Annotated in this window: 12 protein-coding genes and 2 pseudogenes; 3 read left to right on the top strand and 11 right to left on the bottom strand. The window is 59.4% G+C overall.

Going from position 1 to position 11,979, the window contains the following annotated elements; translation table 11 throughout:
• Positions 1–122: 122 nt before the first annotated feature.
• A pseudogene (locus JW364_RS23405) lies at positions 123–413 on the top strand (IS3 family transposase); the annotation flags it as partial.
• A 119-nt stretch (positions 414–532) separates the two neighbouring features.
• On the opposite strand, the gene JW364_RS23400 reads toward JW364_RS23405, so the two are convergent.
• The 10 genes and pseudogenes from JW364_RS23400 to JW364_RS23355 form a co-directional block, all read right to left on the bottom strand.
• Positions 533–2,173 carry a long-chain fatty acid--CoA ligase gene (locus JW364_RS23400; protein WP_014928958.1) on the bottom strand — a complete coding sequence of 547 codons (1,641 nt, stop codon included), beginning with the start codon at positions 2,171–2,173 and terminating at the stop codon, positions 533–535.
• Between the two features lie 29 nt (positions 2,174–2,202).
• A complete protein-coding gene (locus JW364_RS23395) occupies positions 2,203–2,931 on the bottom strand; it encodes a hypothetical protein (protein ID WP_223258800.1) in 729 nt (242 codons plus the stop codon).
• A 6-nt stretch (positions 2,932–2,937) separates the two neighbouring features.
• A complete protein-coding gene (locus JW364_RS23390) occupies positions 2,938–3,894 on the bottom strand; it encodes an MlaD family protein (protein ID WP_004023297.1) in 957 nt (318 codons plus the stop codon).
• A complete protein-coding gene (locus tag JW364_RS23385) occupies positions 3,891–4,934 on the bottom strand; it encodes an MlaD family protein (RefSeq protein ID WP_004023296.1) in 1,044 nt (347 codons plus the stop codon). Before JW364_RS23385 ends, JW364_RS23390 begins: the two co-directional genes overlap by 4 nt.
• A complete protein-coding gene (locus tag JW364_RS23380) occupies positions 4,931–5,992 on the bottom strand; it encodes an MlaD family protein (protein WP_004023295.1) in 1,062 nt (353 codons plus the stop codon). The genes JW364_RS23385 and JW364_RS23380 overlap by 4 nt, the downstream gene beginning before the upstream one ends.
• Positions 5,986–6,981, bottom strand: coding sequence for an MlaD family protein (locus tag JW364_RS23375; RefSeq protein ID WP_004023294.1), 996 nt, complete (start codon positions 6,979–6,981; stop codon positions 5,986–5,988). Before JW364_RS23375 ends, JW364_RS23380 begins: the two co-directional genes overlap by 7 nt.
• Positions 6,978–7,991 carry an MlaD family protein gene (locus tag JW364_RS23370; protein ID WP_004023293.1) on the bottom strand — a complete coding sequence of 338 codons (1,014 nt, stop codon included), beginning with the start codon at positions 7,989–7,991 and terminating at the stop codon, positions 6,978–6,980. Before JW364_RS23370 ends, JW364_RS23375 begins: the two co-directional genes overlap by 4 nt.
• Positions 7,988–9,024: pseudogene (locus tag JW364_RS24605) on the bottom strand (MlaD family protein). Before JW364_RS24605 ends, JW364_RS23370 begins: the two are co-directional and overlap by 4 nt.
• 8 nt (positions 9,025–9,032) lie before the next feature.
• Complete coding sequence (locus JW364_RS23360) at positions 9,033–9,896, bottom strand: ABC transporter permease (RefSeq protein ID WP_014928961.1); 864 nt, start codon at positions 9,894–9,896, stop codon at positions 9,033–9,035.
• A gap of 10 nt (positions 9,897–9,906) precedes the next feature.
• Positions 9,907–10,641, bottom strand: a complete 735-nt coding sequence (locus JW364_RS23355) for an ABC transporter permease (protein ID WP_033206584.1) — start codon at positions 10,639–10,641, stop codon at positions 9,907–9,909.
• A gap of 258 nt (positions 10,642–10,899) precedes the next feature.
• Between JW364_RS23355 and JW364_RS23350 the strand changes: the two genes are divergently transcribed.
• Positions 10,900–11,376, top strand: coding sequence for a PaaI family thioesterase (locus JW364_RS23350; protein ID WP_004023289.1), 477 nt, complete (start codon positions 10,900–10,902; stop codon positions 11,374–11,376).
• A gap of 135 nt (positions 11,377–11,511) precedes the next feature.
• On the opposite strand, the gene JW364_RS23345 is transcribed toward JW364_RS23350, so the two are convergent.
• Entirely contained in the window at positions 11,512–11,652 is a 141-nt protein-coding gene (locus JW364_RS23345; protein ID WP_156422439.1) for a hypothetical protein, read from the bottom strand.
• Positions 11,653–11,781: 129 nt separating this feature from the next.
• On the opposite strand from JW364_RS23345, the gene JW364_RS23340 reads away from it, so the two are divergent.
• On the top strand, positions 11,782–11,979 hold a 198-nt coding region (locus JW364_RS23340; RefSeq protein WP_205334452.1), incomplete at its 3' end, for a transposase.

Here is an 11,979-nt window from a genome sequence, read left to right as displayed (position 1 = left end):
CATCGCCTACACCCTCAACAACCGTCCTAGAAAAGTCCTTGGATGGAAAACTCCCGCCGAAGTCTTTGGCGAACAACTACACTCGCTACAACAACCCAGTGTTGCATCGACCGATTGAACGCGCCCAATTCCGATCGCGAAAATTCGTACACGCCTTGAACACTCATGGACTCACGGGGTCGATGGGCAAAGTCGGAGCGTGCGGGGACAACGCAGCGATGGAGAGTTTCTTCGCACTCCTGCAACGCAACGTGCTCGACCGCCAACGCTGGGACACCCGCGAGCAGCTTCGGATCGCGATCGTCACCTGGATCGAACGGACCTACCGCCGCCGGCGCCGGCAAGCCCGCCTCGGTCGGTTGACGCCTGTCGAGTTCGAAGCAATGATCAACACCGCCGCTGCCGCGGCATGACACCCAAACTGTCACCTATCCGTGCAGCAGTCCCCATCGGCAAATGCATTGCTTCTATAGAAGTGTGCCCACCGAACGCTGACGACGTTCGGTGGGCACACTTGCGCCCTATAGCGGCGCTAATTCGATACAACCGGCAGCTCGCCCTGCTCATGCTTCGCGCGTAACACCTTCTTATCGAACTTGCCCACGCTCGTACGCGGTACCTGCTCCACGAACGTCCAGTTCTTCGGGATCCACCAGTGTGGGATCTCCTCCGGGCAATTTCTTAGGCACCACTCGTGAAGCGTGTCAGCCGACACCTTGCGACCCGGTACCGGAACCACCACGGCGAGAGCTGTTTCCTGCCACCGGGGGTCGGGCATCGCGACAACCGCGGCCTCGGCGACATCTGGGTGCGACATGATCCAGTTCTCGAGCTCCACTGACGAGATCCATTCGCCCCCTGACTTGATGACGTCCTTGGACCTGTCGGTCAGCGTCAGGTACCCGTCCGGGCTGATGTGTCCCACGTCTCCGGTCCGCAACCAGCCATCCCGAAACCTCTCGGCGTCCTCGAGCCGGTAGTAGCTGCCTGTGACCCACGGACCCCGCACTTCGAGTTCGCCGACGGACTTGTCGTCACGGGGAACCGGCAGGCCGCCCTCGTCGATGAGGCGCATCTCCACCCCGCAAATTGCCCGTCCCTGTCGCTTGCGGTACGACATTTCCTTTGTGGGGCTGATCCCGGCGGGAGGCCGACTTACCGCTGCAAGCGGGGACGTCTCAGTCATGCCCCACGCCTGGATAATCTGTACGCCGAAGCGGTCCGCAAACCCTTCGATCAACGACTGCGGGACAGGAGCTCCACCACAGGCGACAAGGTCGATTGATGACAAGTCGACACCCGGATTCGCGATACCGTACTGAAGAAGATCGTTCCAGATTGTCGGTACTGCTCCTGCCTTCGTGGGGCGATGCTGTTGGATCAAGTCGGCGAGCGGCGCCGCTTGAAGGTATCGATCAGGCATGAGCAAGTCCGCGCCGGCCATCAGCGACGCGTAGGGCAGACCCCAGGCGCTGGCATGAAACATCGGCACGACGGGAAGTACACGATCGGCTTCTGCGATCGCCAGAGCGTTACCAGTACACGCTGCAATGGAGTGCAGAAACACCGAGCGATGACTGTAGACGACCCCCTTGGGATCGCCTGTAGTGCCGCTCGTGTAACACATACCCGCAGCCGACCGCTCGTCGGGATCGACCCAAGAGAACATTGGTGATTCTGCTGCGAGCGCGTCATGGTATCGCATCACGGTCACGCCGTGGCCGTCGAGCGGGGAGGTGTCGCCGTCGCCGGTAACGAACACAACCCGAACCGTCGCCAAGCCCGGTAAGACCGCCGCCAACAACGGCACCAGCGACCCGTCCACAATGATGACCTTGTCTTCGGCGTGGTTCGCGATGAACTGCAGCTGAGCCGGTGACAACCGGATGTTCAGCGTATGCAGCACCGCGCCCATCGCGGGTACCGCAGCGTACGCTTCGAGGTGCTCCTGGTTGTTCCACAGCATGGTTGCCACGCGGTCGTCGCCGACCACGCCGACCCGGCGCAGAGCATTCGCCAGACGTGCGCATCGCTCTTCGAGATCGCCGTAGGTTGCGTACCGGGCAGAGTCGCTCGCGGAATAAGTAATCACCTGCCTATCAGTATGATTGGTTGCGACGTGACGCAGTATCGATGACACTGTCATCGGCACCTCCTGCATGGTGCTTTTCATCAAATTCTCCTTTCGCGGCGGACGCTGGATCATTCGGCAGGTCCGTAATCCTGGATCTGCCAGCCGTTCTCGGTCTTCAGCACGACTACTTTCAACAGTGTGGGGAGTTCGCTCGGCTGAGGGTTCTGAACATTCTGGGTCTTCTGGGTGGCGAAGACCAGCACCGTGTATTCCCCCCGGTTCTCGCTGGCGCTGCCGGTGACACTGGTCGCCAGTACGCGTCCCGACGCTTGGACCTTGGCCTGTTCCATGATTTGGGTCAGGGTGGGTTCGACATCGTCGTATCGCTTGACCAACGCATCGCTGGCATTCTCTTTCACTTCGGTAAAGAATGCGCCGGTGTTTTGGTAGCTGTAGGTGAGCGACTTTGTGGTGTAGTCCGATGCTGCCTGCGCTGCCTGCGCTCGTTGTGTGGCAGCGTTCTCCGCGGACGTCTTTGCTTCCCTCATGTCAATGTAGAGGTAAGCAAAGAGGCCGGCCAGCACCGCGAGTGCCACCACGAAAGCGCCGGCGGCCACCGCCTGGACGCGTGCTGATCTCCATCGGTGCCTGGCATCGGACGTCGGGGGGCTTGCCTCGTCCGGGGCGGGACCGTCTTGGGACGTCGCAGATTCTGTAGCACCAGTGGCGTCGCTGCGATCTGCTTTGTCGGAAGCCGCAGTCAGCTTATCCTCAGCGCTGCTGTCCTTGGATTCTGGTCCGTTGTCTTGTGCCGTCATTTGCTGCCTTCTGTGAATGCTGGTGTAGGAGGTATCCATCGGGCGTCAGCGAGGTGATGGCGTGACGGCGATCGGAATCTGCGCCTGCCCCCGATGTGACGCTGGGAATGTTCGAGCCAGAAGATCACCGATCGATCCGAAGTCGATGTATGTGTCTGCGACTTTCGCCGTCGCCGGCTTCACCGCGCGGGTAATGGCGACAATATCGGGCTGGAGTATCTGGATGTAGCCGCTGAGCTTTTCCACTAGCTTCAGGATCGGTGGCCATTTGTCGTAGGACGTAGAAGTGAAAACGATGAACGCACGTTGGATCCTCGCCAAACCGTCGACGGCATCCGGGGTCCGGACCGACGCGGTGCTGAGCACACCGCCCACGTTCGACATAAGGCCCAGGAGGAACTCGGCATTGTCCGCAGTGGTACGGACGGCACCGTCGTCACCGACGAAGTCCACGAGGCGGTGCATCATGTCTCCGATCGTGTCGAGGTCCTTTTGCCGGCCGTCGACTGCCGCCGAGATCGTTTCGTTGATGGACTGAATCGATGCTGGATCGAGCGCGTCCGCCACTGCCGACATTTTCGGGAGCACCTGGGGAACGGATTGCGACACGCGGATGGCGCCGGCGGGCACTAGGTCCCCACTACGCAAGTACTCACTGGTGGTTGTGCCCGGTGGGATGAAATTGATGTATTGTTCTCCCGCGACCGAGAGGTTCTGAATCGTCATGACACTGCCGCGAGGAATCTTATAGTCGGAGTCGATGGACATGTCGACGGCGAGCTGATTACCTGTGACGCGAATAGATGTCACTTTTCCCACCGGCACCCCCTCTAACATTACCGGTGATGTGTCTAGAAGGCCGCCCGAGCTCTCGAGTATGGCCGAGATCGCGTAGTCGGTGCGGAACGGGTTTACCCGTGCCACGTCGATGATCAAGTATGTCGCTCCGACGAGGAGAACGAGGACAAGGGCAACCAGCGATACGAGGGTGCTGCGGATCATGGCATCATTCCGATCGCTCGCAAGACGGTTATGAACGACTCGGCATCACGCCGCGCCAGTTCTCGGCCATCGATAGACACATCGGAGACGTTGATATCTGGCGAGCTGACGAATGGGATGAGCCTTTCGCGTATTACACGAGCCGCCTTGTCGGAAACATCCTTGGAGTAGATGTCCGAGTACGCGATGGACGCGACCACTGGCGCGATCGCGCCCACCGTTTCCTTGATGCGGGAATACTCAGGGTCGACGATACGGCCTGCGGATACCGCGAAGTCGCGCAGATTAGCGATGAGTAGCGCTACGTCAATTAGCGAGTAGCCCAGACCATAAAAGTTCACTCCCCCCTTGGTCAACATTCGGTCTGTACCTGACGGGTCGGCCAGGATCACTTTGAGTGTGCGATCGGCTGACTGCAGGATTACGTCGAGTTTGTCGGTGTTGGCAGACACCTCAGACACGGTGCGCAAGGTCGTGCGGTAGAGCGCATCGAACTGGGCGGGGTCACTCGGAAAAGTCGAGTTCAGCGTCGATATCGCGGTATGGATTTTATCGAGTTCACCCCCGCCCAATACGTTAGCCATACCCCGCATCACGTCCTCGACGTTGGCAGCCGGTTCGGTGCGTGAGAGAGGTATTACCGATCCCGCGCGCAGCAAGCCTTGGGTGGACTGCTGTGCAGGGGGAAGGATGGCCACATAAATCTCGCCCAGGAGAGTGTCTTGGCGGAGTTCCGCGCGCGAATCTTCCGGCAGCTGGGCGTCTTTATCAATTCGGGCAGCAACCAGCGCGTGGCCTCCGTCGTAAGCGACGCTGGTGACGGCACCGACGTCAATCCCTCGAGAGAGGACTTTGGCACGGGCAGGCAAGTTCAGAGCACTCGTGAACTCGATCTCGATGTCGTAGCCGTCTCGGGCGGATGATCCACCGATGGTCGGCGGGTTGTCAGCACTGATGCTGCAGGCGGCGAGGGCGATAGTCGCTACGAACAGCGTCACGATCGCGGCCGTGACACGACGAAGGTAGCCGTAGATCATCATCGAGGTTGCCCTCCGATCAAGTTGGCGATCGTCGCCGCTTCGTTACCCGTCGCGCAAACGTCCTTGACGGAAGGAGGAGCGCACGCGTTCTTGAGGGCCTGCAGTGGTACAGATATTGCGAATGCCCGCAGGATCGACTTCGCATCTGGATGCTCAACGATGAGGTCAGCTGTTCGAGCGGCGACGGACGCAAGTATGTTTTCTTGCTTGCCCGCTTGCGAGAGGAGGGGAACCGCAGCATCTCCAAGTGAGAAAATAGGTGGCCCGAAGTCAGACGATAGGCGCGACAGGATAGGGACGAAGGTGCCTGCGTACTCTGTTGCGGCGCCGAATGTTTGACCGAAAGCAACAATCACCTCAATTGCGCCTACGAAGTTGTCGAATAGCTGGGTCACCTCAGTACTGTTTTCGGTGGCAACACCGGTTAAGGTGGCGAGATTGGCTACAATCCTGCGTATCTGGCTATCACGCCGGGTCGGATCGTTGATTAGCGTGGCCGAGTCCTGGAGAATGCCGGATATATCACCCTGGGTCCCTTCCATGTTTTTCGAGACGAGTGTAAGTGCCTGAAGAATCGCATCCGTGTTACGTCCGTCGTCCTTGACGAGTTCGTCTGAAAGAGTGCTGATCGCGTCGAGCGTTTGACTAATCCCCAGTGGAGTCCTGGTCTTTTCCAGTGGGATACACTCAGCCGACTTGTAATATTCTCCGCCACGATAGGGATGGGTGAACTCGATTTGTCTTTCGGTGACAATCGAGGTGGACACCAGGGTCGCACCCACATCTGCGGGAAGCGGCACGGTCTTGTCGATCCGCATATCGACACGCACACCTTTCTGTCCCTCCTCGTGAATGCCTACGACCCTGCCCACCTTCTTGCCGAGCATCGCGACGGAATTGCCTTCGTACAGACCTGATGCGTCAGAAAACTCCGCACATAGTGATCGCGTGTCGTCGTCGGCTGTCGCATAGTCGATTCCGACGCCGCCGATCACTACTGCCAGTGTGACAATGGTGGCGATCGGGATCAGATGCCGACGCATCCGCTCCGTCAACATTTGTTATCACCAATCGGGATACAGACGCGGACGGTCGGTTCAGGACTCGCAGGTCCGACCTGCGGAGCATTGAGGAGAATGCTCAGTCTTCTGGTGATCTGATCGACCTGGGCCAGCGCGTCTTGGTAGGCGGGCATCTGGGCCGACACCTTGTTTAGAAGGATCTTAAACTGCTGTACCGATGGTTCTATACCGTCGCGGTACGCGACAAGCGGCCGGGTCAGCAACTTAAAAAGACGACGTAGATAATCGAACCCGCTCTGGACGTTGGCGATGTCTGGTCCAAGGGTGCGGGCAAGGAAGCTGAGCTGGCGTAGGAAGTCCACGAGTACCTGCTTGCGGTTTGCGAGGGCAGCGACATACTCGTCGGACAAAGCCACCGTCTTGTCGAGTTGTGCGTACTGACGCTCCAGCAAGTCCATCAGGCTGCTCGCGTTTTGCAGGGCATCAGGGATATTGGTGTTTCCGTCGGAAAAGGCATCCTGTAGCAACGCCGCCGTGCGCCGTAGATCAACACCACGCACGTCACGGAACACCGGTGTAGATGTCTCCAGGGTGCTGGAAATATCATAGGTGCTGCCTGTCTGCACCAGTGGGATCGCGCCGTCAATGGCCGACGGGCCTGAACCTGGGTCGAGGTCCAATACACGTCCACCGATAGGGGTGAGGAGACGGACGTTCGCCGTCGCGTCCGACCGAACGGCAATCGAGTCATCCAGCCGGAACCGCACGGTGATGAACGTTCCGGTCAGGTCGACCGACGCTACCTTGCCTTTCCTGATCCCGGCGATACGTACCTGGTCGCCAGCTTCCAATCCGCCGGTATTGACTAACTCCGCGCTGTAGATAGTTTGTCCGGGCGGCGAGATATACACAGCTCCGGCGGCGACGAGACCGGCCACCGTGACCATCGTTACGACCCCCGCCAGGATGAGGTCCCGCCGACGCTGCGGGCGGTGATGCGGACGCTTGCCGAAGAAACGGGTCACTGGCACACCACCAGTCGTTGACCCATCAGGGCGATCTGCACTGTTCTCGGTAGGTCGAGCACCCCTCGGGCACACCCTGCCGCCGAGGGCGGGGGAGTCGCGTTGGATGTTGCGGCCAGGGCGTCCAGGAGCGGCTTCAGGAGAACGGCACCATTCAGTAGGCCTTCTGTATCCCCTGGCTCCCGCACTAATCTCTGAAAGATAGCCGCGAAGCTGGTGTCGTAGGTCGACTCGATCTGCTCACCGGCGAGTACAGTCTTTGCCATCGAACGGTTGACCTCTCGCAGCGAGGCCCGCAGTCGATCGCTCACGCGGCTGAACGCATCGACGATTGACCCCAATTTGTCTATCAACTCAACCAGTTCAGCGGAGCGCCCCATCAACTGGTCGGACACCTGCCCCAGGCTCGTCACAATATTGGTGATGATCTCTGAACGCTGGTTCCCGTAATCAGTGATGTTCGCGACTTGCTTCATGACTGGTGCGATACCTCGACCGTCTCCCTGGGCAACCCGTAGAAGGTTCGACTGAAGCTCGTTGATTTCCGCAGTATTCAATGTATCGAATACTGGTTTGAAACTGTTGAATAGTGTCGATACGTCGAAGGACGGGACGGTCTTCTCGAGTGCCACCTGTGTGATCGAGTCCTGGTCGGCGCCTTGTCCGGCATTGATGAGTTCCACATACCGCTGCCCCAGCAGATTTTGGTAACGCACAGCGGCAGTCGTCGCGGGGGTAATCGCGACACCGTCATCCAGTTGGAAACGGACGATCGCTGTTGAGCCCTCGAGATCGACAGCCGTTACATATCCCACTTTCACTCCAGCGAGTCGTACCCCGTCGCGGGGCTTGAGTCCGGAAGCGTCGGCAAACACCGCGGAACGCTGCGAACTGGGTGACCCTTCGTTGGTCGGCTGCAGAATCGCGATGATGACATATGAAAGGACTCCGATGAGAGCGATGAAAGCGACGATTTTAATGATTGTGGGTGTTAGCGACCTCAGAGTCATCGCGTGGCACCCCCCATTCTCAATGCGCCTTGTAGGGCAGGCGACGTCTGGACCACCAGTGCTAGCTGGAGCTGGACCCGTTCGTTGAATTTCGGCAAGGCTTTGTCGATGCCATCGAGGATCTGCGGGATCGTGTACACCGTGCGAACTAGCCCCGAGGCGGATCTGGCGACGGGCCGCGCTAGGTCAAGGCCGACGTCTAACAGCGAACTCAGGGCTGGGTAATTCTTATCGAGCAGGCCGCCGAGCCCACCGAAAAGAACCTTTCCCGTGTCGCCGAGATTACTCTTCGTGCGGTCGATGTTTTGTTGGGTGGCGAAAAAGTCAGCGATATCGACGTTCTTCAAGACGCCAGGGACAAACGGCGTCATGAAGTCGGCGACTCCGGTGGACAGGTTAGCCGCAATTCCTAGGTCCTCCCCGACCGGCCGTTCTGGACATCTCGCGTGAGTTGCGCAATCTGGAGAACGAGTCTTCCGCTATCAGCCATTGCCTGCGAGTCCTCAACGATGAACCTCACTACCGCTTCAAATGAGGGCTGGTCCAGTGCCTCGACCAGCGTGGAGATCTTGCGAACAAGCGTTGACACCGAGGTCTGTTCAGATTGCAACCTGCTCACGTAGACACTCCCGCCGGAACCGATGGGTGGTCCTTGTCCAGGATCTACGATCTCCAGTGCAGTTGGTCCCAATGCGTTTGACGAGGTGTAGTTCACCGTCATGCCCTGCCGGAGAACTAGGTCGTTACCGGAACCGGTGAGGTTGATTTTGACCGCCGCGCCACGGTCTCGAACCGCGATGCTCGAGACCTCCCCCACGGTGAACCCAAGGTACTTCACATCCGATCCCCCCTTCAATCCGTCGCCTATCGCGTCGGTGTTGATGGTCAACGACGTGTGATCGCTGAAGTCGCCGTTAGCGTCACTTATCAGTAAGTAGGCAGCTATCGCGCCGAGGATCAATAGGGCGACCCCCCGAAGGGCCAGGTTCCCGTGCGACGGCTCGCGTCCGGACGGATCATGAAAGACAGCCACTGAACCCCCTACCCTGAAATCCGTACGCCGGAATCGAATCCCCACATCAGAAGGGTCAAGATCATGTCCTCCACGACGATGACTATGAGGCTCGTGCGGATCGCTCGACCGGACGCTCGACCCACCCCCTCAGCTCCGCCTGTGGCGAAGTAGCCCTGATAGCTATGGATAATCACTACAGAAATGACAAATACAAGAACTTTGATAAGCGAGAAGGCAAGATCCTGAGGTTTGAGGAACTGGTCGAAATAGAAATCGTAAGTGCCGCCGGATTGGCCGTGAACTTGTGTGACGACGAGTTTGGCGGCCCCGAATCCGAGAATAAGCGCGACGATGTACAAAGGAATCACGGTCGTGATCGACGCAACTACGCGAGTGCTGACGACGAATGGAATAGGACGTACCGCCATAGCCTCGAGAGCGTCGATCTCCTCGGAAATGCGCATCGAGCCGATCTCAGCTGTCAACCGGCAGCCGGCTTGTGCTGCGAACCCGATCGCCGCGATCATTGGCGCAAGCTCTCGGGTGTTGGCATAGGAAGAGATGAACCCCGTCAGTGAACCCATCCCTACGAGGTCCAGAGAGGCGTAACCCTGGATACCGATTGAGGCGCCGACGGCGATGCCGAGGATGGCGAGGACGATGGCCGTTCCACCACCGACCAAGACTGCACCTCTACCCCAGGCGAATTCTTGTATGTAGAGCAGGGTTTGGCGTCGGTAGGTGGTGATCACATGGCGGATGCCGAGGACCGCGGCGATCACAAAGGTCGCGACGTGCCCCAAGCGTTCAGGTACGTGTACAACTGGCGCGATCACGGCTTCGACAGGGCGGGTGGCGGCGGAGAACCTCCGGGAGGGAACGGTGGTCACGAGGCGTTTCTCATCCAATAGTTTGGGGGACGAACATGGTTGTTAATTGCGTGATAAAGACATTGATCACGAAGCATGCGACGACGCCCAGTACTACGGTGGCATTTACTGAGGTTGCGACGCCTTTAGGGCCGCCTTTCGTCGACAGGCCGCGGTGACAAGCAATCGTCACCACTACAAGTCCGAACACAAGCGATTTGCATAGAGCGACAACGATGTCTGTTATCGATGCGAACGAAGCGAACGAGGCGACGTAGCTGCCTGGTGTGATGCCTTGGACGTCGACGCTGATGGCGTAGCCCGCCAGCAGCCCGGTGAAGACGATTAGCATGCAGAGCAGCGGCGCGGTGATCAACACAGATACGAACCGGGGCGCTACGACTCGCCTGATCGGATTGAGTCCGAGTGTCTCCATGGCAGCAATTTCTTCGCGAATCGTTCGAGCACCCAAATCAGAGGCAATCGCTGATCCGGCCGCGCCCCCGAGTAGGAGGGCGGTAACGATGGGCGCTCCCTGTTGAATAATCCCGAGGCCACCAGCGGCGCCAGCTATTGACGTGGCCCCAACTTGCTGAGTGAGGCTACCCACCTGTACTGACACGATGACACCGAATGGCACAGCTACGAGAATCGCCGGCAGAGTTGTCACGACGATGACGAACCAGGTCTGCGATACGGCTTCGCGAAACGGAAATCGTCCTGTAGCAATGTCTACTGCTACCCACCGCAGGGCCTGACCAGCCAAGCCGACGGTGTTACCAAAAGTGGCAGCGCCGTCTAGCAGACGGTTGACGCCTGTGCCGGTGGTGATGGCCATCTCCCCCCCTAGTGCGCGTGGTGTGCGCCACTCCATTCGCGTGTGCGTAATGGACAGTATCAGGTACTGGCAGTATTACCTATAGTGGTGAGCACAGACCGTGTTCGGGACCGGTTCCCACACCTCATCGATCCCCCCGCACCCTGTTGCGTAGGTGGCGGGCTGAGTTAAGGACAACGATCAGAGATGACCCCCGAAGCAAGACTGCCGGCACACTCGTCCCAGTGCATGGGCTGCGGAAGCAGCAACCCCCACGGACTTCAACTTGAGGTCTACCGGAGCGGCGAGCGGGTGTACGCCGATCACACCTTCGACGAGAAACACCTCGGCGCGCCCGGGTTGGCGCACGGTGGCGCGATCTCGGCCGCCTGCGACGACATCATGGGTTTCACCCTGTGGATCGCGCGGACCCCCGCGGTGACCCGCACCCTGACCGTCGAATACCGCCGGCCGGTCCCGCTGCACACTCCCATACGTCTCACTGCCTGGATTGACCACGAGTCGGATCGCCTACTGCACATCGCGGCCGCCGGATCGTTCGATGAGCAAACGTACTTCACCTCTAGCGGTGTTTTCGTCAAGGTCGACGTTGCTCACTTTCGACGTTATGCCGACGTATCAACAATCGATGACTTCTTCGCCAACTTCACGCGGTCAGACTGACGCCGCACGCGTCTCCGTTCTGCGCGCCGCCAACTCTGCGAGGTACGCGACCACGTTCGGCGATCCACCGCCAGCGGTCAGGCTGCGACGGTCAACAGGGCTGGAACTGCAAACGCTCGGCCTTCCACTGCCGGTTCAGTAGCGACAGGAAAACAACACCGCAAGGACCGGCTTGACCGCGAGGGTCAGGCCGAGCGGATTGCCCGCCCACCAGTCGCGGCGCTGCAGCATCAGGCTCGTACACAGCGGCTGAACCATAACGGTCACCGGCAGCACTGTTCTCACAGGATTGGAGGGGAGGGCGGCGAGCTCCCTCGAATGTGCAGCTCTCTTCCTTCCGTCCTGGCTACAGTTGAACCGCCCCGGGTCTGTCGGAGGCTCTCGAACCTGTGAAGGATGGAGAGCATGGCAGCACCACGCAAGTACAGTGAGGAACTCAAGGACCGGGCCACCCGGATGGCATGTGAAGCGCGACGAGATCCCGATTCGTCGAGAGGTGCGATCAAGCGGATCGCCGATCAGCTCGGAGTCCATCCCGAGGCGTTGCGCAATTGGGTTCGTCAGGCCGAGATCGACGGCGGGGTCCGCCCGGGCACCACGAGT

The organism is Gordonia sp. BP-119, from assembly GCF_016924115.1.
In the GTDB taxonomy this organism is placed as follows: domain Bacteria; phylum Actinomycetota; class Actinomycetes; order Mycobacteriales; family Mycobacteriaceae; genus Gordonia; species Gordonia hongkongensis.
This window is presented reverse-complemented; position numbering and strand designations above follow the sequence as displayed.